Origin of the sequence: Emticicia sp. 21SJ11W-3 (genome assembly GCF_024138715.1) — a bacterium.
GTDB classification, from domain to species: Bacteria; Bacteroidota; Bacteroidia; order Cytophagales; family Spirosomataceae; genus Emticicia; species Emticicia fluvialis.
This window is the reverse complement of the sequence record NZ_CP092074.1, coordinates 4,844,673-4,870,441: the sequence shown is the minus strand read 5'-3', so window position 1 is coordinate 4,870,441 and position 25,769 is coordinate 4,844,673. Positions and strand designations below refer to the sequence as shown.

Below are 25,769 nucleotides of genomic sequence, written 5' to 3'. Positions count from 1 at the left end.
TCGAATAGTAAAATAAATTCAGGTGGTAAAGTTAGAAGGCAAACTGGCAAAATATAAAGAGCTGATTTCGTATTTTTTTATTGCATGCTCTGGTGTAATGGTACAATTAATTGTAAGTTCTATTACACAGAACTTCTTTGGGTTTTCGTTTCAGCTATCAATTGCCCTTGGTTATGTTATAGCTTTTATCATCGGTTTTTTTCTCACCAAAATTTTTGCTTTTAATCAAAGGCATTCTAAAAACTCTTTTCGCGAGGGCATCAAGTTTCTGTTAGTCTCTCTTATTTCGGGTATTATAACCGTTAAAGGAGCTTACTATTGCCTGCACATTTTAAGAGAATATACCATTTTTGAAAAAGAACAGCTTGTTTTTGGTAAAAGTATTGATTTTGGAGCGCTTATTTCTCACTTCTTTGGTATGGGTATGAGCTTCGTTGTTAATTTTATTTCACACAAACACTTTACTTTCAGAACAACCGGATTGTACCACAATTTCAAGCTGTTTTTTAAAGGAAATTAAGTGGATTTCTGATTGGGTTAGTTTTTATTATTCTAGTTTCAAATTGCTCTTCAATGACTCGCGGAGTATCACTCCGCGGAACTAATGCGAAGCATCGCTTCGCAATACGTTAAAATTCATCTTTCAGTTTATCATACAGGCGTTCAAACTTCTCATGAATACGGTGGTATTTTTCGCCCGCCTCGGCATCAGGCAAAAACACTTTTCCTTCAGCCGTTCTCCCTGCTTCTTCTGTAATTCCCAAAGCCTGCATGGCCAGCAAAGCAGCTCCCCAGGCCGACCCCTCCACGGTCTCGCATACAACTACTTTTTTCTGAAAAATATCAGCCACCAGCTGAAGCCAGAAGTCGCTTTTAGCAAATCCACCGCTGGCAAATATTTCATTAACAGGCTGCTGCTCCATCAGTATTTTACCAATAGAATACACATTCAGTATCAGGCCTTCCATTACGGCTCTTACCAGATGTGCCTGTGTATGCGTAATGCTCAGGCCGAAGAAAACGCCCTTAGCTTCGGCATTCCATACCGGGGCTCTTTCTCCTAAAATATATGGCAAAAACAACAGGTCTCCGCTGCCCGTTTCCAGCTTTTGCGCTTCTGCTATTAACTGGGCTTTGGTATTTTTTGATATCAGTATTTGTTCTTCCAGCCATTGCAGCACAATGCCCCCGTTGTTGGTTGCGCCGCCTATGATATACTGGTTTTCTGAAAGGTAAAAATTAAAAGTACGCATTTTGGGGTCGGTGTAAGGCAGTGGCACGCACATTCTTACGGCACCGCTGGTACCCATTGTAAAAGCCATCTGGCCGGGTTTCATAGCGCCAGAACCAAGATTGGCCAGTGGGCCATCTCCTGCACCAATTACATAGCTGACTAACGGAAGTGATGGATTTGTGTCATTTTCCCGCATATAAGTGGTAGGTACCAACATAGGAAGCTGAGCCACAGAAATACCAAGTATTGACAAAGCCAGGGAGTCCCAGGCCATTTCTTTAAAGTTGAATAATCCACTGCCCGATGCCAGCGAATAATCAATGGTGTAATCGCCGAACAGCCGGAACCACAGGTATTCTTTTATACCAATGAACTGATGCGCACGCCTGTAAACATCCGGTTCGTTTTCTTTCAGCCACAATATCTTGCTGAAAACCGAGAACGGGTGTATAGGGATGCCCGTTCTATGATAAATTTCTTGCCCGGTTTCAGTAGGTTTTAATTGCACAGCCAAATCGGTGGCGCGGTTATCAGCCCACAGAATCAGATTGGTGAGTGGCTTACCCGATTCGTCAACAGCAATTAGCCCATGCATGGCTGACGAAAAAGAAATGATGCATTTTTCGGCAATAGCAGGCGTTACAACTGCATGGAGTGCCTCCCTGAATGCCTCATAGATTTCGTCAGGGTTTTGCTCGCTCCAGTTAGCTTTTGGGTGGGTCATACCATAGCCACTGCTGTATTGGTTCAGCACATTACCGGCTCTGTCAAATACAACGGCTTTGGTAGTGGTAGTGCCTACATCAATGCCAATAAAATATTCTGTTACTGTGTTTGCCATTTTCAGTACTTACCCGTTCGCTTTTTCTACGGCGTGTCCGCCAAATTCATTTCTCAGAGCTGCCACTACTTTTCCGGAGAACGTATCTTCTATCTGCGACCGATAGCGCATTAGTAAGGATAAAGCAATAACAGGTGTAGGCACGCCTAAATCAAGCGCGGTTTCCAGTGTCCATTTGCCTTCACCTGACGAGTGCATAATTCCCTTGATCGCATCCAGGTGCGGGTCTTTTCTGAACGCGTTTTCAGTAAGCTCCATCAACCAGCTTCGTACTACCGAACCGTGGTTGAACAACTTGGCAACAGCTTCAAAATTAATATCGTATTCCGACCGCTCAAAAACCTCAAAGCCTTCGGCAATGGCCTGCATCATACCGTATTCAATACCATTATGTACCATTTTTACAAAATGCCCGCTACCGGAAGCACCTGTGTAGAGGTATCCGTTTTCCAGTGAAATATCTTTAAACACGGCTTCAACGTATTCAAAAGTTTGTTTGTCGCCACCAATCATGGTGCAGGCTCCATTTAAGGCACCGCTGGTGCCACCGCTGGTGCCGCAATCAAGGTACTCTATGCTTTTTGATTTTAAATAATTATATCGACGAACCGACTCTTTGAAGTGAGAGTTACCGCCGTCAATCACGATGTCGTTAGGAGATAGGTAATTCAGTAACTCTTCAATAACGCTGTCTACTATGTTTCCTGCCGGTACCATTAGCCATATCACTCTTCGGCCTGTCAGCTTCTCACATACCTCTTTAAGCGTATAGGCAATGGTTATGCCGCCTTCTTCTCCTATTTTTTTAACCGATTCTGTGTTTACATCCTGCGCAACTACGTCGTAGTTATGATTTCGTAAGTTAAGAGCCAGATTATAGCCCATTTTACCCAGGCCGACAATTCCGATTTGCATATATTTTATACCCTTGCAGGTTGGTTTAAATGATAAAATAATTTCAGATTTATTAATGCTTTGCAGAGAAAAGGCATTATCAGGGCAGATGACCATGATAATGCCCAAAGCTACGAAATTTTATGTTTGAGATACATAGTTAGTTAAACTGAAATAGCGTAATTGAAAAACATAGTAGTATTTAAAGGCTGTATGTCAGTAGAGTAATTAATAGTGTAATGTTTTATGTAATAATACATTGGTGTATGTATTGTTTAATCGCTAAATTGCTAAAGATAACCTACTAACATACAGATGAAACAACGCTTGACGTCACTAGACGTTTTCAGGGGCATGACTATTATGCTGATGACTATTGTGAACAACCCGGGCGACTGGGGGCACATCTATCCACCTCTGGAACATGCCGAATGGCACGGATGCACACCTACCGACCTGGTGTTTCCGTTTTTCCTGTTTATAGTGGGGGTGTCTACGGTTTTGTCAATGCCGGTTAAGCGCTTTGATGGCGTTGTTTTCGGGCGGATAATTACCCGCACGCTCAGGATATTTCTTTTAGGTTTGTTTCTTAACTTCTATTCTAAAATACATATTGGTGAACTGGCCGGGGTATCGCTTATGCTGTTTCGTTTAGGCTTAACCGCCATTATTACCATAGCGCTTTTGGGCGAGTATAACAGGCAAAGGCAATTTGTGGTAGCCACTGCTTTATTCTTGCTGATGATTATACTGGCTTTTGTGGCAGAAGATTTCAGCACTGTTCGCATACCAGGTGTATTGCAGCGCATTGCTCTGGTGTATCTGATAGTATCGGTTTTGTATGCTACCACCGAAACCCCCGTGCATATAGCCGTTGCTTTGGTTTGTTTGTTGGGTTACTGGGCATTAATGAGTTTGGTACCTGTGCCGGGTATAGGTGAAGCCAATTTTGAAAAAGGAACTAATCTGGCTGCCTGGCTGGATAACGTCTTGCTGCCGGGGCACTTATGGAGTGTTTCCAAAACCTGGGACCCGGAAGGGATTTTGAGTACCATACCAGCCATTGCAACCGGGCTAGCAGGTGTTTTAACCGGAAAAATGCTAACAACAGCGCGCTTTACGAGCGAGAAAAAAGCATTATATCTGTTATTAGCGGGATTATCCGGTGTGGGCATTGGCTTATTGTGGAATATGGTTTTTCCTATCAACAAGGCTTTATGGACAAGTTCTTTTGTTTTTTATACAAGTGGTTGGGCTTTAATAACACTGGCCATACTATATTATGTGGTTGATGTAATGGCGGTGAATTTCTGGACAAAGCCCTTTGTGATTTTTGGCGTAAACCCAATGGTTGTTTTCTTCTTTTCGGGTATAGTTCCAAGGGCGCTTGATGCCATCAAGATTCCGCTAAACGGTAAGGCTGCCAATGACTACCCGGGTTTAATATCATGGCTTTATGATTACAACATTGCTCCTTTATTTAGCGAGCCCAAAAATGCCTCGCTGGCAGGTGCGCTGATTTATCTGCTGATATGGTATGTTATTCTGCTTTATTTTTACAGAAGAAAATTAATTTTTAAAGTTTAAATTTGTTTTTTAGTAAGTATATTTATCTATTAATCAACCTAATTATTGAACATGAAAAAAATACTGATTGCGGCCTTCGCACTTTGTGTAATGAATGCAACTGCACAGAAAGGGAAATGGGTAAAACTATTTGATGGCAAAACAACCACCGGCTGGCATAACTGGCATGGCACCGGCGTTAAAGGCTGGCATGTAATGAACGGCACACTGATGACCCACGGCAAAAGCGGAGACCTGGTGACTGACAAAGAATATGAAAACTTTGAGTTAGAATTTGAATACAAAGTGGCTCCTAAGGGTAACAGCGGTATTATTTATAAAGTAATTGAAAAACCTGAATCAAGTGCCTCATATATGTCTGGCCCTGAGTACCAGATAATTGACGACAGCGGGTATCCGGCCAAGTTGAAAGACACCCAGAAAACAGCTGCCAATTATGATATGCAGCCAGCCAACGATTTTACGGTAGTAAAACCTGCAGGCGAGTGGAACACCGGTAAGATTATTGTGAAAGATAACCACGTTGAGCACTGGCTGAATGGCAAAAAATTGGTAGAGTACGAGTACGGCAGTACCGACTGGATAGCAATGGTAGCCAAAAGTAAATTTGCTGACGCAGAATACGCCAAGCCCCATGCAAAAGGCAAAATTGCCCTGCAAGACCATGGCGATATGATTTCATTTAAATCTATTCGTATCAGAGAGCTATAAAAATAACAGAAGAGGTGGGTAAAAGCTCGCCTCTTCTGTTGTACAGCGGTTTTGCTGATTCAGAGTTTATAAGTTATACCCACTGACGAATAAGGGGCACCCAGTTCCATATATATGCCCAGCTTGCTCTGAAAATAATACCTGCCCCCCACAAATATTCCTACAAGGCCCTTTGTCTGGTTTTGTAAATAGCTTTCAGCTCTTAAACCAACCAGTATCCCGGCATAAGGGTCAAAATCTTCATTATTTGTTTGCATAGCCTGATTAATGAGCTTGCCAGCATGAAACGCGCCACGGGCACTTAAACTTACAGAACTTCTGGTGCCTCCAATATAATTCTGTGACGTAAAAGCCCCCATGGCTCCCACACTCAGATATTCGTGCACTCTGGCATCAAAAGATGCACCCACGCCAGTTCCATATCCGAAAAACAATCCGGCATTAAGGGTTTTTGGCCCGTTGTAAAATTCCTGTGCCTGTAAATTGTGTAATGATAAAAAGTAAAGAAAACACAGCATAGCTGTGGCAATTATTTTTTTCATAATCTCAGATTTTTAAGTGGATGATAACGGCTGGGATTAATTGTCATTTTTATAGGTAACGGCTTGCCAATTTGTTTTGTTTTTTGCATACTTGCATAAATTTATGAGGTTTAAGTAACCCCAGCATAATACAACCTTTGCTGCCTGCATAAAGCCTACAATTTGTTTATGGGTTGTTTCAGGCTTTTCGGTAAAATAAATTCTTAATCAATAGATAATATCTGAAAGGTACCCTGCTTAAAATAATTATTCAATTTTTGTAGGGGTAATGTGTTTCTTGGTTGTCTGGAAGTAGAGGCCAGATTGAAACTTCCTTGTATGTTGCTTATTGGTAATGGTTTAGTGATATAAACCTTAATGAGCATTAAAGGTAAATTGTATATATTATGTATTAATAGGTAGCCAAAGCCTCATATTACATAAACATACAAAAATGGAGACCAGAAACCATCATAAAAAACGGGGCGTTTTCCGAAAAGCCTAATGAGTAGGAGCTAAATTTTAATTATTAAGTATTACTATGAAAAGATTTTTTTTACTGGCCATTACTGGCCTGATGATGACAAGTTGCGCAACTATCTTTACCGGCACAAAAGACAGAATTACCTTTAACAGTACACCGTCTGGTGCAACAATCTACAAAGATGGCATTGAACTATGCAAAACGCCATGTACAGTTAATATGAAAAGAAGCCTGAACGATACAGATGTTGAATACAAACTTGATGGCTACGAAACCAGATTGATTACGCTTGATAAAGAATTTAATGTGGTTAGTGTCTTGAATCTTGGCAATTTATTGGGTTGGGGTATTGATGCATTGTCTGGGTCGGTATTGAAATATGACAGAAAGGTATATGACATTACATTATCTAAAAACAACAAAACTGCCATGTTGAATCCAACAAGGATTGACATCGACTCTAAGAAAAACGTGGTTGAGTTGTATGTTGTGAGCAAGTAATTTGATGCAATGCCCGCTGCCGGTATTGTTATATACACCCCTGAAACTGCTAATAAAGGCTTTTCAGGGGCTTTTTTATGCAGTAAAATCTTTATATGTAAACAGATTTACTTTGAAACTACATCGAGCAGCTGATTATAAACTTTTGCTCTTCGTTTTTTCTTCTGATTCTCTGCAATAATGGCAGCTTTATTGTAACCACCCATGTAGTATCGCTGAAACCACGGAACCATGGTAATGAAAACATCAAACCGTGCAGCGCTATTAATAGCCGTAAGTACTCCCCAGGTGATAATGCCTCCGGTGAGCAAAAAAGAATTAAAACCGTTTTTTACATCTCCGGCATAAAACTGCCCTAATCCGGGTAGAATCATACTCAGGGTCTGAGCTGTTTTAGGGTTGAGCCGACTGATTTTCTCATTTTTTGCAAACAACTCATGTATCTTCTGCTTCGCTTCCAGGTCTGTTGAATCAATCAGGCTTATAAATTCCTTTTTTGCCTCTTTGTATCGGTCTGTTGAAAAATGAAGAACAGCCGCATAAAAGGTTTTTCGTCTTTTTTGTGATTCGCTGAGGTTTTCAGGTAAGCTAAAGAGTTCTATTTCGGCATATTCAAAGTTATTGGTCAGTAAAAAACAAGAAAGTTTCCGGAACAGAATCTCTGCTTTCAGGCTATCAGTTTTTTGCTGATAAAAAGCCAGCTCATAGTAATCGGCGGCTTCTTCAAAGTTTTGGGTGGCATAGAGGCAATCGGCAATGTTTTTATAACATTGCTTTCTGAACTCCTCTTTTTTATCAAAGAAAATAACTCTTCTATAAGTATTGGCTGCACCGTCAAAATCTCTCTTTTCATAGAGATGATTAGCAAAATCAAACGTTTCTTTCAGATTTTGAGCCCAGAGCAGGTTTGGGATTGTCAGACAAACAGTTGCCAGAAGCCTGACTATAAATTGATGTGGTTTTGGAACCGGCATAATTGATAGGGTAAAGAATAATCAGAAATAACTGTTGAATAGATTGTCAATACGATTTCTGAAGGTCTGCCGGCTTTTTTTGTTGTAATTTTTAGCAGAAACCACCGAGCCATGAATATTACCCAGGTAAAAGCCCAGGCCAACGGTGCCGTATATCCAACCGCGAGTACTGTTTACACCGCTTTTATTAAATCCGCGGATGGACTGAAAAGCCATAGTGCCTACAAATAACATAGAAACGATGCCGTCTTTCCAGTCTTTGGCATAAAAACGGCCTGTACCCGGCACCACCGCCGACATGATACCTGCCAAAGCCGGGCTTTTGGTTTTAACTTTAACAGCCTGCGCCGCCAGTGTTTTATAATCATAGGCCAGTTGGTGGTCGTTGTCTTTCAATGTTGCCAGTATCTCATTGGCTTCTTTATAATCGTCCTTCAAAATCTCAGCCGTAGCTTGCAGAATCACTTTATCTGGCTGAGAAAGCCTTTTGTTAATTGCCCAGAAGTTTCCGGCCGTTTTAAAGTCGTTCCTGAGTAGTAAAATTCTGCTATATTCAATGGCAGAAGGTGCGGTCATCAATGAAAGGTCAGGGTATAATTGTCTTCCGCGGGCCACAGCGTCATCAAGTTTGCCTGAGCGCCTGTACATAGTTAAAAGTGAAGTTTTGAGCGAGTCATTCTGCGGTTGCATAAAAGTCAGGCGTTCAAACTCTCTTGTAGCTAATTCATATTGACCGGATTTAGAGAGATATTCAGCAAATTTTTTTGAATTATCGTAGTTATAAAGGTCTTGGGCAGAAATATGTATGAATCTTAGAGAGAACCAAAAAAATAATAATAGTCTTTTCATCAGGTTAGGGTTTATCAATCAATAACTTTGCCTTCATGTCAACTTCATACTTGGTCGGGCTTAATCCGTTGCAACGGGTAAGTCTGTCCATCGTTCTGACACCTCCCATTACCAGGCCATATTTTTTGACAGACAAAATTCCGTACTCAGAGCAAGACGGCGTGAATGTGCAAGAGGTCATGTCCTGAGAAGAAAAAAAGGTTTTATAAAACAAAAACAGCCCTGAAAATAGATATTGTACCTCGTTTTTATTGCCAGTAGCCTCTTTATAGGTTTTTTTAGGTGGTTGTTGCATAACCCCTCTAAGCAGATTTATTTCATCTTTACTTTGGGCTTTTACCAGACCCGGGCAAAGCAGGAACAGGCAGAGGGTAGTCATAAATATTATCTTCACCACTTTCGTCAATTTCAATATTTTTAAAGGTTGTCTGCTGTATTTTTTGAGTCCCATCGGCGTTGTATGAAATTTGAGTAATTTGTTTTGGGAAAATTACACCATTTATATTGTCATAATCTTTAAAGAACTGTTGACTTAATAGTTTGCCTTGTAAATCATAAAACGCAATGGCATCTAATTTTTTATCAACATTTGCCATTTTTATCTTACCCATAAGTTTTATTAGTTTTTTTTCGGCAACTTCCCAGGTCGTAATTACTCTGCCATTTGCGTCTTTTTCAACTTTTTGTACTTTGTAAATTTTTGAAGTATTTCCCTGGCTTAGACCATAATCTGATAACTTGCCGGAAAGTGAAAGATGAAAAATGGTAAATTCATTTACCAGCAAAGTTCTCTGCTCATTTTTGATTGTTCCATTATTGTCAATTTTGTATAAAATGGTATCTTTAATTACAATAGTTTCTTGACTAGGGAATGATAACTTGTAAACCAATTTTTTAGAAACAATACTGTAATATACTTTACCAATGGTCAATCCGTAGGTATTTTCAGTATGTTTGTCTTTTATTGAAATATCAGCCTTTATTCTATAAGATTTTTGTGAGTAAAGATAGGTTGTTGAGAATGTTAAGACAATTACCCAAATCGCAGAAACACACACTTTTTTATTTATACATTTCATATAATCATAACATTACAAAAATTTGAAAAAAGAAATCTCTGATTGATTGTATAGAATTTGTGAAATTAATACTTACAAATGCATCTTCAAACTTTTAATGTACAAGAAATAGTGTATTCTGAATCAGAAATGACAATGAATTTATTTAATTGTTTTTCATTTACAAGAGTCAATCGATTAGCTGATAAATTTTCATCAGCTAATCGATTGACTCTTATAGATGCTCTTGATGCCTATTGTTAGAAAAGCGTACTAAAGCCCACAAGAAGAGCTATTAAATAGTAAAGAGCCACCACACCAGCAGCTACCAAACATCCATTTATTGCTTTTTTGGTTTGTTCCTTATCATTATCTGATATTATATACACTAGCAGAACCCCAACTACAGTAAAAACGCATCCCCACCAGAAAGCAGGAACCCCTCCGGGCAGCTCACCACCTTTAAAAGTATTATTTATATTAGCATCTAACTTTATTTCATTTGCCAAAGCCGATTCTTTTAACTCTTCGGGCGTTTTACCGTTATTTGCATTTAAATACTCTTCAAATTTGTTTAGTTTTTCAAACTCTGTGTCAATAGCTTTTTGGTTGTATGTCAATTCTTCTACCGGTTCTGTTTTTATTAAACCGGGTGAAGCTATATTGGTTGAGGCTTCAAAGGCTTCTGCAGGATTATCAACATTACTGGTAATAATCTCTCCGGTAGCCAGATTTGTTTCAAAAGCCTTGTTTTCTTGAGTAGTTGATTTTGGGGGGCTAACAAGAGTCCTGGAATGAGTAAAGGTTTCGACTTGCCCTTGTTGAAAAGAAGCGTACTGCTTCTTCTGGCATGCTCCTAAAAGGAAGCAAGCTACTGTAACGAAAATAAGAAATAATTTTGTTTTCATTTAATTAAAGGTTTTATGATTTAATAAGGGCGTTTTTTATGCAATATATTTGGATATTTTAAGTAAACTCAAATCAGCGGGGGGGCTGTGAATCCATTTTTTTTTAACGGTCTATTTTGAAGTTGAATTAACAAATATGCTCATTATGGTTCCATAGTATTATCTTACCATAAATTCCCTTGCTAATTTCTTGCATTTTTGGTTTTTACTGAAAAAACTTATAATTTTGCACCCCGAAAGTAGCTACTATGGCTTTTTTCTTACAAAATCAATAGCTTACTGTTGATAAATCTTTTTTAGAAACTCTTTATATTATATAAAATCATGAATATTACAGCAGCAGATGTAAATAAACTCCGTCAGATGACAGGAGCTGGTATGATGGACTGCAAAAAAGCTTTAACAGAAGCTGAAGGCGATTTCGATAAAGCCGTTGAGATTCTTCGTAAAGCTGGTCAGAAAGTAGCAGCTAAACGCGCTGACAACGAAACTAAAGAAGGTATTGTTTTAACAAGCGTTAGCGCAGACGGTTCAAGTGCAACCATCATGGCGCTTGCCTGCGAAACCGAGCCTGTTTCTAAAGTTGAGGCTTTCCGTACATTGGCAGAAGAAATTCTTCAGGCTGGTGTTACCAACAATATTAAAGACAAAGAAACGCTATTGAGCACTACTTTGGCAGATGGCCGTTCGGTAGAAGAAAACATCACCGAATTAATAGGTAAAATCGGAGAAAAATTAGTGATTACTGATTACGCTACCCTTGAATCTGCTCAGGTGGTTTCATACAACCACTCAACAGGTAAACTGGGTGTATTGGTAGCTTTTGATAATACTCAGGGAACTGACGTAACTGAAGTTGGTAAAGATATTGCCATGCAGATTGCAGCTATGAAACCCGTAGGTCTTGATAAAGATGATGTAGATCCGGCTGTTGTTCAGAAAGAAATTGAAATCGGTATGGAAGTAGCTCGGCAGGAAGGTAAACCAGAAGCAATGCTTGAGAAAATTGCGATGGGTAAACTTGGCAAATTCTACAAAGAAAACACTTTGTTGAACCAGGAGTTCGTTAAAGACAGCTCTGTTACCATTGCTCAATTACTTGAAAATACACAAAAAGGTTTGAAAGTGACAGCGTTCAAACGTGTACAAATCTAATTTGTCGCACGATTTAGATTCGTTGTTTTTGAAATTGACCCCTTTCTTCGGATAGGGGTTTTATTTTTTATGAGAGTAAGTGAATATATAAACGCAGAACGGCTGTTAATCAGGAGTTTTGAAATACAGGCTGTTTTAGATAAACGGTTTTTGTAGATTTGTAAATAATAGTGTAAAGTCTTTCAGGAATTGATGCGCGCGATTTACCAAACAAGACTTTAGTAAATAATAAATAATGGAATTACCTGAAGCTTTTGCGCTGCAAATGCAGACCATTTTGGGCGACGAATATGAGGCATTTGTAAAGAGCCTCTCAGAACCCACGCCCGTTACTATCAGGTTGAATGATAGAAAGAAAACAGCAGAGCCTGTGGCATCTGCTGATAAAGTTCAGTGGCTTACTGATGCTGCTTACTTGCCCGAAAGGCCTGTTTTTACGCTAGACCCTGCCTTCCATGCCGGTGCCTATTACGTGCAGGAGGCCTCGTCTATGTTTGTAGCTGAGGCGGTGAAGCAAACAACCGATTTAAACCATTCGTTGCGTGTAATGGATCTATGTGCCGCACCGGGTGGTAAAAGTACATTACTGGCTTCTTTAATCAATGATAAAAGTCTGTTAGTTGCTAATGAAGTAATCAAAAGCAGAGTAGGGGTTTTGAAAGAGAACCTTGAAAAATGGGGCTTCCCGAATTATGTGGTAAGCAACCATGATCCTGAGGAAATGATTGATCTGGAAGGTTTCTTTGATGTGGTGCTAACCGATGCGCCATGTTCAGGTGAAGGGCTATTCAGAAAAGACCCCAAGGCTATGAACGAATGGTCGGAGAATAGTGTGCAGATTTGTAGTGCCAGACAAAAACGGATTCTACAGGCAGCAGCCATGCTGGTAGCACCGGGGGGCATCTTGTGTTATTCAACCTGCACCTATAATGAAAAAGAAAACGAGCAGAATGCCCATTGGTTAACCCAAGTGGCCGATTTTGAATCTGTTAAGCTAAAAATACCTGCAGAATGGGGCATTTCGGAAAAGAAATACGGGTATCAGTTCTTCCCTCATAAAGTGAAAGGCGAAGGATTCTATCTGGCTGTGTTCAGAAAAACCAGAGGGAAAAAACTGGAGGGCAGCGGGAAAGTAAAGCTGAACCGGGTACCTCAGAAAAAAATTGATGTTTTGAAAGAATGGCTACAGGAACCGGCTGCCTTTGAATATTTTGAAAAGCCGGACGGACAAATAGTAGCCATACCTGGAGCACTCATCAGTAATTATGCTGTTGTTTTCAGGGCTTTGCAGAAACGTTCTTCCGGTTTAGAGATAGGCCAGTTTAAGGGTAACGACTTCATACCAAGTCATGATTTAGCTCTTAGTACTGCCATTGCCAAAAATTTACCAGCCATTGAGCTATCGAAAGAGGAAGCCTTGAAGTTTTTGAAAAAAGAAAACCTGACTATCGACTTCTCTGGCCAACCCAAAGGTTGGCTTTTGGCTCAATACCAGGGTTTGAATCTCGGCTTTATGAAGGTAATCGGTGACAGAGTGAATAATTATCTGCCTAAAGAATGGCGCATCAGGATGGAGATACCTGAGTAGGGTATAGAAGACCTAAGCGATTGCTCCGTTTAGGTCTTCTATTTCAAATATACTTCTTCATCAGATAATCGGTCTGGTTATCATCCCCCAATACAAATGAGTGTTCTCCAAAGCGTTCATATCCCATCTTTTCATAGAAGCGCATGGCATTATGGTTATGCTCCCAAACACCCAGCCATATAACACTAAAACCGTTTTCTTTAGCCCAGTCGGTGCAGAAGTCAATTAGTTTTCGGCCTAGCTGTTGGCCATGTAAAGCTTTCCGCACATATATTCTTTCTATTTCTATGTCATTTTCTCCTTCTAAACCTTTGGCTGCATGGTTACTCACCAGCTTTACAAATGCGGTCAGCGTATCACCATCCTCGCAAACCACATACTGATTAGCAGGGTCTTTTAATTCCTTTTCTATCTGCTCTATGGTGAAGTTCTTAGCCACATGCTTTTCCATATTTTCAGGAGTATTATACTCCGTATAAGTATCACGAAAAGTAGTTTCTGAAAGTTCACGTAAACGTGGTGCATCGGCTGTGGCAGCAAGTCTTATTAGCATACAGTTGAATAACATTTATTAGAAGAAAAAGTATTGGGTTACGTTCCGCTATCAGGTTTTATGTGTAAACCCTGTTCAGATGTTTATATTTCAGATTTAGTTTTACTTACTACCATTTTAAATACCCGAAATCAGTAGTCAAAATTATAGTTTTTAATGTATTAGAATATAAGAAAATGTTTACTTTTAAGCAATAAACCTAAGCCCTAAAAAAATGAGTGAAAGTACGCCTTCACAACGACTTTATTCCCTGGATGCACTGCGTGGTTTTGATATGTTCTGGATAATGGGTGCAGAAGATTTTTTCCATGAATTAATGGTGGCCACCAAACACCCTGCGGCTATCTGGATAGCCACCCAGCTTTCGCATGTAGAGTGGAACGGCTTCCGGTTCTATGACCTCATCTTTCCACTGTTTCTGTTCATGTCTGGCGTTTCTACACCTTACTCTGTAGGCCGTGAGCTGGAAAAAGGAACCGACAAATCTAAACTCCTTCGAAGGATAATCAAAAGAGGGCTTATTCTGGTTGTATTGGGTATCATCTATAATAACGGCTTACATATTAAGCCATTGGCCGAAGTGCGTTTCCCGAGCGTTTTAGGGCGCATAGGCATAGCCTATATGTTTGCCTGTATTATTTACATATATGCCAGCCAGCGGTTTCAGTATGTCTGGTTTGTGGGTATATTGATAGGCTACTGGCTGTTGCTGAAATTTACCTCAGCGCCGGGCTTCCCGATGGGTGATTTATCAATGGAAGGAAACTTTGCCTCTTGGGTAGATAGAACCATTCTTCCCGGGCGATTGCACAGGGGCATTCATGACCCCGAGGGGCTTGTATCGGCCTTCCCGGCCATTGGCACAGGTTTACTGGGTATTTTTGCAGGTAATTTTTTGAAAAACAGTACTATTGATATTAAAAGAAAAGCGCCATCGTTGGCGTTGGCCGGGGTTGTTTGTCTCATTGTGGGTGGTTTCTGGGATTTATTCTTTCCTATCAACAAAAATCTCTGGACAAGCTCTTTCGTGCTCTATGTTGGTGGTTGCAGCCTGCTTTTGCTGGCTGTGTTTTATTTTATAATTGATGTGTTGGGGTATCGCCGATGGGCCTTTTTCTTTATGATAATAGGTGTAAACTCTATCCTGATTTATATGTCGGGAAAATTCATTGACTGGTACTATACCTCAAAAGGGGTTTTTCAATGGATGGCCGATTTAGCCGGTGAGCATTATTATGAGGTAGTGTTGGCAGGGGGCATTATTGCAGTTAAATGGGGTTTCCTTTGGTTTATGTATCGTAACAAAATATTCCTGCGAGTATAGTTCAGCATCTGGCAGAACCTTAAAACAAAAGCGACTACAAGCCTTAAACTTGTGTCGCTTTTATTGTTTATTGCCTACGGAAATTTTTTGAATCCGCTGTCTGCATCTATTAAAAAAAACCGGAAGTAATTTCTGTTTTATACCTTCTTAATTATCTCTGCCAAAACAAAACTCCCAATCAAAATCGCAAAAAACACAAGCGCCAGCATCGGGTTATAAATAATCATGGCCATTAAGGCAATAGAAGCAATAACCAAAGCGATGAGAGGTGAAACCGGATACAATGGTACGCGGAATGGTCTGGCTAATTCTGGCTCTTTTTTACGCAGCACCAGCAGAGAAACCACCGAGAAAATATACATGGTTAAAGCCCCAAATGCCGAAAGAATGATGATGTCGGCCGTAGAGTTGGTAAGCAGTGCCAGTACACCCAACACCATATTAACCAATAATGCATTGGCAGGGGTTTTGAACCGGTTATTTACTCTGCCCAGAAAACCGGGGGCGTTCCCGACCCGGCCAAACTCAAAAGTTGAGCGTCCGGCAGCCAAAACCAAGCCATGGAAAGACGCAATCAGTCCGCAGGTACCAATACCTACAATTAATTGATAAATACCGCTGTTGCTACCAATTACTTTGCTCATAGCCATTGGCAGTGGCGAGTCAGAAGCGCTTCCGTCAGTATTATAAACGATGGTTTCCCAGCCGTTTACGCCCACAGCAGCCAGAAAAGTAAGCAGGCATAGCACAACCAGGGTGGTCATGGCCGAACCGAAACCCCAGGTGATGTCTTTTTGCGGATTCACCGATTCTTCTGCTACATTGGCCAGGCCTTCAATACCCAGAAAAAACCAGATAGCAAACGGCAAGGCCGCAAAACTGCCCGACCAGCCGTTGGGTAAAGCATTTACCTGCAGGTTTTTAAACTCAAAATCCGGAAAAACCACAACCCAGAATATTATCAGCCCCAATACGGCCAGTATGGTAATAACCAGCTCAAATGCAGACGCCAGTTTAGTGCCGAGTATATTCAGTAACGTAAATAGAATATACGCGGTTATGGCAATGCCTGTAACTGAAAACTGCGGAAATATAACATGGAAGTAAGAACCTATACCCACCGCAATGGCAGGGGGTGCAAAAAGAAATTCAATGTTTTGAGACATCCCGGCCAGGAATCCCCATTTTTTGCCCAGGGCCCTGTTGGCGTAGTCGAAGGCCCCACCAGCCTTGGGAATGGCACAAGCCAGTTCGGCATAGCTCAAAGAAAAAGTAATATATAGTATAATTACTATGAAGGTGGCAACTGCCATGCCTAATGTTCCGCCTTTTTCAAGGCCGAGATTCCAGCCAAAGTACATGCCAGAGATTACGTATCCAACGCCTAACCCCCACAATAGCGTAGGTGTAAGGCTTTTTTGCAGTTTTTCTTCTTGTGATGGTGCCATGTGTAAATTTATCAATTACTTCTAATAAAAGAAACGAAGGCATTTAAAAAAGACAATTTATTTTGGCAGTTTGGCCGGATGAACTTAAATTTGTGCAAATTTAAATACCATCATTATTAACATGAGAAAGTTGAGCGTGTTATCATTTGCAATTGTTGCTGTTTCGTTGGCTTCATGCAATTATCAAAAGACTAACAGAATTGAGCAAAAGGATGTCCGCAAGGGTGATGAGTGGGTTTATGGTGTAAGCCCCGATTCGGCCGCAAGACAGTTAAAGAATAAATATACGGCTAACCCTGACCTCGAGAAACGTGCCAACGAGATTCGCGAGAAGTTGTACGGGAAAACCGGAGCTTAATTATTAGCTCACAGTATAGGCATTTACAATTGGTATGGGGCTTCTGGCAATTCGTACTTTTGTAAAATGCCTATTTTTGTTTTTTGAACTTCACACTAAAAATTCTGAAATGAATATAGCGCTAGTAACCGGCTCGGCGGGTTTAATAGGAAGCGAATCTGTAGCTTTTTTTGCTGAAAAATTTGACTTGGTAATTGGGATAGATAATAATCTTCGCTCTTATTTTTTTGGTTCGGAGGCCTCAACAGACTGGAACCGTAACCGGCTGGAAGAGCAGTTCAGTAACTACAAACATTATAATGCCGATATCCGCTCGGAAGAACAAATCGGCAAGATTTTCAACGAATACGGTCATGATATCAAGCTGGTTGTGCATACAGCCGCCCAACCCAGCCACGACTGGGCAGCGCGTGAACCATTTACTGACTTTACAGTAAATGCCAATGGAACGCTTGTAATGTTGGAAATGACCCGCAGGCACTGTCCGGATGCTGTGTTTATTTTTACATCTACCAATAAAGTATATGGCGATACGCCAAACTACCTGCCATTGGTAGAGCTTGAAACCCGTTGGGAAATAGACCAGGCACACCCTTATTATAAAAATGGTATAGATGAGCTGATGTCAATTGACCACTCAAAGCACTCTGTTTTTGGGGCGTCAAAAGTGGCGGCAGATGTAATGGTGCAGGAATACGGCCGTTATTTCGGTATGAAAACCGCCGTTTTTCGTGGTGGCTGTCTAACGGGGCCTAATCACTCAGGAGCACAGTTGCATGGTTTTCTTGCTTATCTTATGAAGTGTGCCATTACCGGAAACCACTACACCATTTTTGGTTACAAAGGCAAGCAGGTAAGAGATAACATTCATAGCTGGGACCTCGTGAATATGTTCTGGCATTTTTATAATGCGCCTCGCCCGGGTGAGGTTTATAATGCCGGTGGTGGCCGTTTTGCTAACTGTTCAATGACAGAGGGAATAGCCTTGTGTGAAGAAATAACAGGTAATAAAATGAATTACAGCTACGCAGAAGATAACCGCAGCGGCGACCATATCTGGTATATTTCTGACCTTACCAAATTCAAGACGCATTATCCGGAATGGACCTGGAAGTATGACCTGAAAGAAACACTCACCCAGATGTTCGGCAACATCAGCAAGCGTGTTTAAGACGATATCAAACGAAAAAATCCTGATCTGTGAAGGCCAGGATTTTTTCGTTGATAAAGACTAAGATGATGATTACCTCATTCTATCGGCATCTCTTACTATTTTTTCATCGCGGCGAATCAGCCGGTTAGCTATCCAGTTGAATACCAGCGCCGCAAACGCAGCCCAGAAGCCTATCCCAAACTCACCTTGTTGTTCAGGGGCAAAATACTTAGTGCCTTCAAATTGTATAAGATACACCGTTGCTCCCAGCAAAGCGGCACCAATCAGCGAATTTAGTGCCACAAAAAGCATCTGCCGTACACGGTTCTTATACTGAAAAATGGTAAATATAGATACCCCGGCCGAAACAACAGCCAATATGGCCAGATAATATACTGGTTTGGCAACGGCTGCCAGGGTGCCTTTCATATGTGCCAGATAATAAGGGCTTAATATGGCTTCTTCTCCTGTACCTGCCTTATGCCATATCGGGGTAGCCATAAACAAAATCATACAAATAGCTGTAAGAAGCAATAACAAAGATTGGGGGCGTTGTAACATTTCAACAATACGTTAATAATTCAAAATTTAAAACTTCTGCAAAGGTAAAGAATCAGGCAAATCGTTTCCGATTCCTCGGTCTTTTTTTATTGATGGGTCAGCATCTTGATAATTTCACCGTGTTCAGGGTATTCAGATACCAGTTTTTCTCTGGCGCCGAGCTCAAAATCTGCAAAATCAAATCCGGGCGCTACTGTACAGCCAACCAGCGAAAAACCGTCAGCTTGCGCAGGTTTGCTGCCAAACCAAACGCCGGTAGGTACCAGGGCCTGAAATACCTCGCCGTTTTCGGGGTTATTGCCCAGTTTCAGTGTTTTTACAAAACCCTGATTATCAATATAGAAAACATAAAGAGGTGAGCCGTAATAAAAATGCCAGATTTCGTCTGACTTTATGCGATGGAGAGCCGAGAACTGGTGGCCTTCAAGCAAAAAATAAATTCCGGTGCTGAAATTTCTGTCGCCTTCAAAACGTTTTGGAAGAGCATCTTGTCGAATGGTTTCGGCTGCACGGTAATTCTCGGCAAAGTAACCGCCTTCAGGGTGTGCCTGCATCTGATATTTTTCAATCCAATATTGAGCGGTTTTCATTATTAATGTGGAATTAGATGAACGAATATCTTAATTTTGGGCAAATATTAAAAAGAACCGGAGTCGTCAGAAAATCTTAATGAAAAGTAAATTTATAAAAATCCTTTCTATTGTCGGCGGAATCATCGTACTAAATGTGCTGGCGTCGTTCGTTTTTTTTCGTCTTGACCTCACCGAAGAAAAACGATATTCTATTTCTGACGCCACTAAAAGCCTGCTTGAAAACCTGGATAAGGAAGTACTGATAAAAGTTTATCTGGAAGGAACCGAGCTGCCCGGAGGATTTGAAAGATTGAAGCGAGCTGTAAATACTACGCTGGATGAATTCAAGGTGTATGGCGGTAAAAACATTGAGTTCAGGGCCATAGACCCCAACGCAGAAAATGACACCAAAAAACGTGAAGAGTTTTACGCCGAACTGATGAAGCGGGGCATGCAGCCCACACGCGTGGTTGATACCAAAGGCGGGCGTCAGGTAGAAAACATCATATTTCCTTATGCAGTAGTTACTTTTGAGGGTAAAGAGGTGCCGGTTTTGTTGTTAAAAGGTACCGAAGGCAGAACAGCACAAGAGAAACTGAATCAGTCGTACGAAAATGTCGAATATGAACTGGCAACGGCTATCAGAAAACTGACACTTAAAGAGAAGAAGAAAATAGGTTTGCTGACCGAATTTACCAAACTACAGCCCGTTAATTTTACTGATTTGATTACCTCGCTGCAGGAGCGTTACGAAATTTACATTGTTGATGCCAGGCTATCTCCAACTTTTGATGGCCTTGATGCGCTGATTTTACCCAAACCTGACTCTCCGATTGACGACAGCACCAAGTATAAAATAGACCAGTTTGTAATGAGCGGTGGGCGCGCCTTATTTTTTGTTGATGGCCTTAAAGTAGATTCGGTAAGTCTGGAAAGTACATACGCCCAGCCACTGGAATTGAACCTGACCGACCTGTTTTTTAAATATGGTGTGCGTATCAACAGCAACATTGTGAAAGACGGCGCCAGTTCGGCTGCTATTCCGATGGTAGTAGGTAACATAGGCGACAAGCCAAATATTCAGCCCATACCCTACCGTTATTTTCCGGTTATTAACAATTTTGGCAAAAGCCTCATAACCAATAATCTTGATTTGATTTTCTGTCGCTATGTAGCCTCTATTGATACAGTTAGCTCGCCGGGTATTCACAAAACCCCCTTGTTGATGACAACCCCCTACACAAAAGTACTCAATGCCCCTGCATTGGTTACCTACAACGAAGCGCATACCGAAACCCAACAGGAAGATTATAACGCCGGCATAAAAGTTATTGCTTATTTGCTGGAAGGCAGGTTTGAGTCGCTCTACAAGAACAGGCTGCTGCCGTCAGACCCCAACTATAAAACATTTAAGGCCGAAAGTGCACCTACTAAAGTGCTGGTTTGCTCTGATGGCGATTTAATTGTGAACGACATTAATCCTAAAACCGGTAATCCTTTGCCCTTAGGGTTTGATAAAACCACCCGGCATATTTTTGGTAACAAAGATTTTGTAATGAACGCCATTGACTACCTGATTGACGAAAACGGGGTGATTCAGGCACGTGGCAAAGAAGTAAAACTGCGCCCCCTTGACAAACTACGCACCCGCGACGAACGCACCCAATGGCAGGTTATAAATATTGGTTTGCCTTTGGGCGTATTAGCCTTGTTTGGTGTTCTTTTATTTGTGCTTCGCAAAAGAAAATTTGCTTCTTAAAGGGTAATTAAATCTTATAATCAAGTATTTATAAAAGTAGGGCCTCTTCAATAATGTTTGGGCTTATTTAGCGCGCCCTGTTACTGCAACAATTGATACTTTTCAAGTATTTTTCAGCAACTTTAGTTACATTAGGCTTTTATTTGGTATCAATTGCAATTGGCCGGTCTTGTCTATTTATGGTTTGCGTTATTTTTTTGGCAAAGCTCATATAGCAGATTCAGAAAGCCTCATTTTGGTATCCGATTAATCTAGCTGTAACTTTAGCCTGTGCCCCTGCCAACTATTGAAAACTAACCTGATTATGCCTGCAAATAATTTTAATATTCAAGGGTTAACTGATGAGCAAGTGCTAAAAGCCAGAGAGGCCTATGGCATTAACCAGTTAAGCTATAAGAAAGAAAACACATTCTTAGAAAACCTGCTGGGCATTTTTAAAGAGCCTATGCTCATTCTTTTACTGGTAGCAGCCTCTATTTATCTCATAAGCGGTAACGTGGGTGATGCGATCTTTATGACCTGCGCTATTATATTTCAGATTTCCATTTCTTTATATCAGGATTCAAGAAGTAAAAATGCACTTGAGAAACTGAAGGCGTTGTCGCAACCCAACTGCAAGGTTATCAGAAACGGCGAAATGGTTGAGATAAAAAGCGAAGCTCTGGTAGTTGGTGATAGTCTGGTGGTAGAAGAAGGCACGCTGATTACCGCTGATGGAGTTATTGTTCATTCAAATGATTTTTCAGTCAATGAATCTATACTGACGGGTGAGTCGATGGCAGTGCTTAAAGATAAAACCTCAGAAGATCACTTTGTTTACAGTGGCACAACGGTAGCAGGGGGCCTGGCTGTAGCAACTGTTACCGCTATTGGTAACGAAACCAGGCTGGGTAAAATTGGCAGTAGCCTGGAGGGCATAAAAGAAGAAAAAACACCATTAGAAAACCAGATTGCCAATTTTGTAAAAAAAATGGCAATGCTTGGGGCAGTAGTTTTTGTAATTGTATGGGCCATTAATTTTATAAATACGCAACAGGTGCTTCATAGCCTGTTGCAGTCGCTCACGCTGGCCATGAGCATTCTGCCTGAAGAAATACCCGTTGCATTTACCACTTTTATGGCTTTGGGCGCCTGGCGCTTAATGAAAGAGGGCATTGTGGTAAAACAAATGAAAACCGTTGAAACCCTGGGCAGTGCCACGGTTATCTGTACCGACAAGACGGGTACGCTTACCGAAAACAGAATGAGCCTGGCAAAATTATACCTTTTGTCGGCAAACAGAATATTTGAAGCGGGCGATGTTTTGAACAAACAGGAAAAAGAACTCATGGCTGCGGCCATGTGGGCAAGTGAGCCTGTTCCTTTCGACCCTATGGAAATAGCCCTGCATAATGCCTATGGTGAGGTGTCGGCCATTGATGAACGCCCGGATTATCGGCTGGTACATGAGTACCCTCTGAGTGGTAAACCACCCATGATGACACACGTTTTTGAAAACAAGGCCGGTAAAAGAAAGATAGCGGCCAAAGGCGCCCCCGAAGCCCTGATGAGCATTTCAGGCTTAACTGACGTTGAAACGAAACAGATTAATGAAGCCATAAATCTTTTGGCCGCCGATGGTTACCGTTTGCTGGGGGTAGCCGTAACCGAACACGCCGGTGATGTTTTCCCGGCTGCGCAGCAAGACTTTAAATTTAGTTTCAAGGGCATTGTGGCGTTTTATGACCCACCAAAACCTAACATAAAAGAGGTTTTGGAAGGTTTTTATAAGGCCGGCATTGATGTAAAAGTAATTACCGGAGACAACTCGGCAACCACGACATCAATTGCCAGGCAAATTGGCTTGAAAGGATATGAAACCAGTATTACCGGCGACGAACTGATGGCCCTGCCGGCTAATGAACTGAACAACAGTGTAATGAAAAACACGGTTTTTACGCGTATGTTCCCGGAGGCTAAACTTAAAATTATCAATGCCTTGAAAGCCAATAACCAGATAGTGGCCATGACAGGCGACGGCGTAAATGACGGCCCGGCTCTGAAAGCGGCACATATTGGTATATCAATGGGGAAAAAAGGAACCGAAATAGCTAAACAGGCGGCGTCTTTGATTTTGCTGGAAGATGATTTATCAAAAATGGTAGATGCCGTGGCCATGGGCAGAAAGATTTACGCCAATCTTAAAAAGGCTATCCAGTATATTATATCCATACATATTCCAATAATTCTTACCGTGTTTATACCACTGGCGTTGGGGTGGGTATATCCTAATATTTTTTCGCCGGTTCATATTATTTTCCTTGAAATCATCATGGGGCCCACCTGCTCAATTATATATGAGAACGAGCCAATGGAAAAAAACACAATGACGCAAAGGCCAAAACCAATGTCTGTTACGTTTTTTAACTGGAAAGAGTTATCCACCAGTATTTTGCAGGGATTAGTTATTACTCTAGGCACGCTGTCTGCCTATGTATATGCCGTGCAGAACGGATACAGCGAAGCCCTGACCCGAACCATGGTTTTTACGGTTTTAATAACCGCAAATATTTTTCTGACATTAATCAACCGTTCGTTTTATTATTCTATCCTTACCACCCTTCGATACAAAAACAATCTGGTTTTGTTTATTGTCTCTGTTACCAGTTTCATGGTCATACTTATGCTTTATTTAAAGCCAGTTACAGTGTTTTTCGGGTTTCAGAGTCTTAACGCTTATCAGCTGATGCTCGCCATGCTAACGGGCTTTATTTCTGTTATCTGGTTTGAAATCGTTAAGTGGTTCAAAAGAATGAGCAAGAACCGCGCAGGGTAAAAAATTTATTCCCCGGAATCATAAATTAGGTAACAACTGCCCGCTTATGCCTTGTAACCTGCAGCGTTTGATACTTTGCTATTTAATGAATTTTTTATCAAAAAAATTACTACATTTAAAGCTCGAAATTATATCTCTTAATATCTATTTACGACCAATTAAACATGAACCTGTTTGAAATTAAAGAGCAACCGAAAGTCTACGATGTTGTTATTGTGGGCTCAGGTGCAGGTGGTGGTATGGCGGCATACCAGCTTACTAAGGCCGGAGCAAAGGTTTGCTTGCTTGAAGCGGGTGGATACTTTGATCCCGCAGACCCTAAATACATTACGCAATTAAAGAATCCGTGGGAATCCCCTCGTCGTGGTGCCAGTACACGTACCCGCCCGTTCGGCGATTTTGATGCCGCCTGGGGTGGTTGGGATATTGAAGGCGAGCCATACTCGGCTATGCCGGGTACGCAATTCCGCTGGTTCCGCTCAAGAATGCTGGGTGGCAGAACCAATCACTGGGGACGTATCTCCATGCGTTTCGGTCCGGACGATTTCCGCAGAGGCTCTATGACAGGTATCGGCGACGACTGGCCGACCAGCTATGAAGATTATGCACCATATTATGATAAAGTAGATAGATTAATCGGTTTGTTTGGTACTAAAGAAGGTATCCGTAACGAACCCGATGGTATATTTTTACCACCGCCCAAACCACGTCTGCACGAGCTGATGTTGAAGAAAGCGGCCACAGGTATTGGTATTCCGGTTATTCCTTCGCGTATGGCCATGCTTACCAAGCCTATCAACGATTCTCGTGGTGCCTGTTTCTATTGTGCACAGTGTGGCAGAGCCTGCCAGGCTTATGCCGACTTCTCGTCGTCGTCAGTATTATGTATCCCTGCTGCTAAAACAGGTAATCTGACACTAATCAACAATGCCATGGTAAGAGAAGTGCTGACAGACCCTAACACTGGTCTTTCTACCGGCGTTTCTTATGTAAATAAACTTGATTTAAAAGAGTATTCAGTAAAAGGTAAAATAGTTATTCTGGCTGCCAGTACCTGCGAAACCGCACGTATTATGCTTAACTCAAAATCGTCGAGATTTCAGAGAGGAATAGCCAACGACAGCGGCATCATCGGTAAATACCTGAACGACTCAACAGGGGCCAGCCGTTCTGCATTTATTCCGGCTTTGATGGACCGTAAACGTTACAACGAAGACGGTGTTGGTGGTATGCACGTATTTACGCCTTGGTGGGAAGATAACAGCAAACTGGATTTTCCGCGTGGTTACCATATTGAATATGGTGGCGGCATGGGTATGCCTGGCTTTGGCTTTGGTGGTGGCATTGAGCGTGTAAACGGGCTTTTCCCTGATAAAAACGGTAACAAAAGAAAAGCGGGTGGCTACGGCTCACGTCTGAAAGAAGATATCCGCCTTACTTATGGGGCTTATATTGGTATGGCAGGCCGTGGAGAGCCTATTCCGTTAGAATCAAACTATTGTGAGATTGACCCGAACGGTGTTGATAAATACGGTATCCCAACCTTACGTTACCATTACAAATGGAGCGAAAACGAAATCAAACAAGCCAAACACATGCAGGATACTTTCGAGCAGATTATCCATGCCATGGGTGGTATTCCGTTGGGTAAAAAACCTGATGCCAGCAATAATTATGGTTTGGCTCAGCCGGGTGAGATTATTCACGAAGTAGGTACGGTTCGTATGGGTAACGACCCTAAGAAATCGGCTCTGAATGGCTGGCAGCAAGCACACGATGTAAAAAATCTGTTTGTGGTAGATGCTGCTCCGTTTGTATCGCAAGGTGATAAGAACGTTACCTGGACCATCCTGGCGAGCTCATGGCGCACTTCTGATTATATCATTGAACAGAGAAAAGCAAAGAACATCTAAAACCATTT

Annotated in this window: 24 protein-coding genes; 12 read left to right on the top strand and 12 right to left on the bottom strand. The window is 41.4% G+C overall.

From position 1 onward, the window contains the following. Positions 1-22: 22 nt before the first annotated feature. On the top strand, positions 23-520 hold the full coding sequence (locus tag MB380_RS20645; protein WP_253531198.1) for a GtrA family protein: 498 nt from the start codon (positions 23-25) through the stop codon (positions 518-520). 109 nt (positions 521-629) lie between these two features. Here MB380_RS20645 and MB380_RS20640 read toward each other — a convergent pair whose 3' ends face one another. After that, positions 630-2,075, bottom strand: a complete 1,446-nt coding sequence (locus tag MB380_RS20640; RefSeq protein WP_253531195.1) for a gluconokinase — start codon at positions 2,073-2,075, stop codon at positions 630-632. 9 nt (positions 2,076-2,084) lie between these two features. Beyond that, positions 2,085-2,990 carry a phosphogluconate dehydrogenase (NAD(+)-dependent, decarboxylating) gene (gene gnd, locus MB380_RS20635; protein WP_253531192.1) on the bottom strand — a complete coding sequence of 302 codons (906 nt, stop codon included), beginning with the start codon at positions 2,988-2,990 and terminating at the stop codon, positions 2,085-2,087. A gap of 294 nt (positions 2,991-3,284) precedes the next feature. On the opposite strand from gnd, the gene MB380_RS20630 reads away from it, so the two are divergent. Together MB380_RS20630 and MB380_RS20625 are read left to right on the top strand one after the other, a co-directional pair. Continuing rightward, entirely contained in the window at positions 3,285-4,556 is a 1,272-nt protein-coding gene (locus tag MB380_RS20630) for an acyltransferase family protein (protein ID WP_253531189.1), read from the top strand. 51 nt (positions 4,557-4,607) lie between these two features. Further along, complete coding sequence (locus MB380_RS20625) at positions 4,608-5,267, top strand: DUF1080 domain-containing protein (protein WP_253531186.1); 660 nt, start codon at positions 4,608-4,610, stop codon at positions 5,265-5,267. 59 nt (positions 5,268-5,326) lie between these two features. Here MB380_RS20625 and MB380_RS20620 read toward each other — a convergent pair whose 3' ends face one another. Beyond that, positions 5,327-5,809: a hypothetical protein gene (locus MB380_RS20620; protein WP_253531183.1), complete on the bottom strand. Its 483-nt coding sequence runs from the start codon at positions 5,807-5,809 to the stop codon at positions 5,327-5,329. 520 nt (positions 5,810-6,329) lie between these two features. On the opposite strand from MB380_RS20620, the gene MB380_RS20615 reads away from it, so the two are divergent. Beyond that, entirely contained in the window at positions 6,330-6,773 is a 444-nt protein-coding gene (locus MB380_RS20615) for a PEGA domain-containing protein (RefSeq protein WP_101724684.1), read from the top strand. A 107-nt stretch (positions 6,774-6,880) separates the two neighbouring features. Here MB380_RS20615 and MB380_RS20610 read toward each other — a convergent pair whose 3' ends face one another. The 5 genes from MB380_RS20610 to MB380_RS20590 all read right to left on the bottom strand — a co-directional run bounded on the left by MB380_RS20610 (position 6,881) and on the right by MB380_RS20590 (position 10,562). After that, the gene (locus MB380_RS20610) at positions 6,881-7,747 is read right to left on the bottom strand and encodes a tol-pal system YbgF family protein (protein WP_253531180.1); all 867 of its coding nucleotides are present in this window, start codon (positions 7,745-7,747) and stop codon (positions 6,881-6,883) included. 21 nt (positions 7,748-7,768) lie between these two features. Beyond that, on the bottom strand, positions 7,769-8,596 hold the full coding sequence (locus MB380_RS20605) for a M48 family metallopeptidase (protein ID WP_253531177.1): 828 nt from the start codon (positions 8,594-8,596) through the stop codon (positions 7,769-7,771). A gap of 4 nt (positions 8,597-8,600) precedes the next feature. After that, positions 8,601-8,975: a membrane protein insertion efficiency factor YidD gene (yidD, locus tag MB380_RS20600; protein ID WP_253531174.1), complete on the bottom strand. Its 375-nt coding sequence runs from the start codon at positions 8,973-8,975 to the stop codon at positions 8,601-8,603. Then, positions 8,920-9,675 carry an outer membrane lipoprotein-sorting protein gene (locus MB380_RS20595; RefSeq protein WP_253531171.1) on the bottom strand — a complete coding sequence of 252 codons (756 nt, stop codon included), beginning with the start codon at positions 9,673-9,675 and terminating at the stop codon, positions 8,920-8,922. The genes yidD and MB380_RS20595 overlap by 56 nt, the downstream gene beginning before the upstream one ends. 239 nt (positions 9,676-9,914) lie before the next feature. Beyond that, positions 9,915-10,562 carry a hypothetical protein gene (locus MB380_RS20590; protein ID WP_253531168.1) on the bottom strand — a complete coding sequence of 216 codons (648 nt, stop codon included), beginning with the start codon at positions 10,560-10,562 and terminating at the stop codon, positions 9,915-9,917. Between the two features lie 324 nt (positions 10,563-10,886). Between MB380_RS20590 and tsf the strand changes: the two genes are divergently transcribed. Both tsf and MB380_RS20580 read left to right on the top strand, forming a co-directional pair. Further along, complete coding sequence (gene tsf, locus MB380_RS20585) at positions 10,887-11,717, top strand: translation elongation factor Ts (RefSeq protein ID WP_253531165.1); 831 nt, start codon at positions 10,887-10,889, stop codon at positions 11,715-11,717. A gap of 235 nt (positions 11,718-11,952) precedes the next feature. Then, the gene (locus MB380_RS20580) at positions 11,953-13,305 is read left to right on the top strand and encodes an RsmB/NOP family class I SAM-dependent RNA methyltransferase (protein ID WP_253531162.1); all 1,353 of its coding nucleotides are present in this window, start codon (positions 11,953-11,955) and stop codon (positions 13,303-13,305) included. 43 nt (positions 13,306-13,348) lie between these two features. On the opposite strand, the gene MB380_RS20575 is transcribed toward MB380_RS20580, so the two are convergent. Next, positions 13,349-13,858 carry a GNAT family N-acetyltransferase gene (locus MB380_RS20575; RefSeq protein ID WP_253531159.1) on the bottom strand — a complete coding sequence of 170 codons (510 nt, stop codon included), beginning with the start codon at positions 13,856-13,858 and terminating at the stop codon, positions 13,349-13,351. 214 nt (positions 13,859-14,072) lie between these two features. On the opposite strand from MB380_RS20575, the gene MB380_RS20570 reads away from it, so the two are divergent. After that, positions 14,073-15,182 (top strand): acyltransferase family protein, encoded by a 1,110-nt coding sequence (locus tag MB380_RS20570; RefSeq protein ID WP_253531156.1) that lies wholly within the window; start codon positions 14,073-14,075, stop codon positions 15,180-15,182. Between the two features lie 137 nt (positions 15,183-15,319). Here the strand turns inward: MB380_RS20570 and eat are convergent, their stop codons facing one another. Continuing rightward, complete coding sequence (eat, locus tag MB380_RS20565) at positions 15,320-16,630, bottom strand: ethanolamine permease (protein WP_253531153.1); 1,311 nt, start codon at positions 16,628-16,630, stop codon at positions 15,320-15,322. A 121-nt stretch (positions 16,631-16,751) separates the two neighbouring features. Between eat and MB380_RS20560 the strand changes: the two genes are divergently transcribed. Both MB380_RS20560 and MB380_RS20555 read left to right on the top strand, forming a co-directional pair. Then, positions 16,752-16,988 (top strand): hypothetical protein, encoded by a 237-nt coding sequence (locus MB380_RS20560; RefSeq protein ID WP_101724673.1) that lies wholly within the window; start codon positions 16,752-16,754, stop codon positions 16,986-16,988. 109 nt (positions 16,989-17,097) lie between these two features. Then, positions 17,098-18,159 carry an NAD-dependent epimerase/dehydratase family protein gene (locus MB380_RS20555; protein ID WP_253531151.1) on the top strand — a complete coding sequence of 354 codons (1,062 nt, stop codon included), beginning with the start codon at positions 17,098-17,100 and terminating at the stop codon, positions 18,157-18,159. A 72-nt stretch (positions 18,160-18,231) separates the two neighbouring features. Here MB380_RS20555 and MB380_RS20550 read toward each other — a convergent pair whose 3' ends face one another. Then, positions 18,232-18,702: a DUF4293 domain-containing protein gene (locus tag MB380_RS20550; RefSeq protein WP_253531148.1), complete on the bottom strand. Its 471-nt coding sequence runs from the start codon at positions 18,700-18,702 to the stop codon at positions 18,232-18,234. 86 nt (positions 18,703-18,788) lie between these two features. Further along, positions 18,789-19,292: a cupin domain-containing protein gene (locus tag MB380_RS20545; protein ID WP_253531145.1), complete on the bottom strand. Its 504-nt coding sequence runs from the start codon at positions 19,290-19,292 to the stop codon at positions 18,789-18,791. A 79-nt stretch (positions 19,293-19,371) separates the two neighbouring features. Between MB380_RS20545 and gldG the strand changes: the two genes are divergently transcribed. The 3 genes from gldG to MB380_RS20530 all read left to right on the top strand — a co-directional run bounded on the left by gldG (position 19,372) and on the right by MB380_RS20530 (position 25,761). Next, positions 19,372-21,033 carry a gliding motility-associated ABC transporter substrate-binding protein GldG gene (gene gldG, locus MB380_RS20540; RefSeq protein ID WP_253531142.1) on the top strand — a complete coding sequence of 554 codons (1,662 nt, stop codon included), beginning with the start codon at positions 19,372-19,374 and terminating at the stop codon, positions 21,031-21,033. A 304-nt stretch (positions 21,034-21,337) separates the two neighbouring features. Then, positions 21,338-23,848 (top strand): cation-translocating P-type ATPase, encoded by a 2,511-nt coding sequence (locus tag MB380_RS20535; RefSeq protein ID WP_253531139.1) that lies wholly within the window; start codon positions 21,338-21,340, stop codon positions 23,846-23,848. Positions 23,849-24,012: 164 nt separating this feature from the next. Then, entirely contained in the window at positions 24,013-25,761 is a 1,749-nt protein-coding gene (locus tag MB380_RS20530; RefSeq protein ID WP_253531125.1) for a GMC oxidoreductase, read from the top strand. Positions 25,762-25,769: the final 8 nt, after the last annotated feature.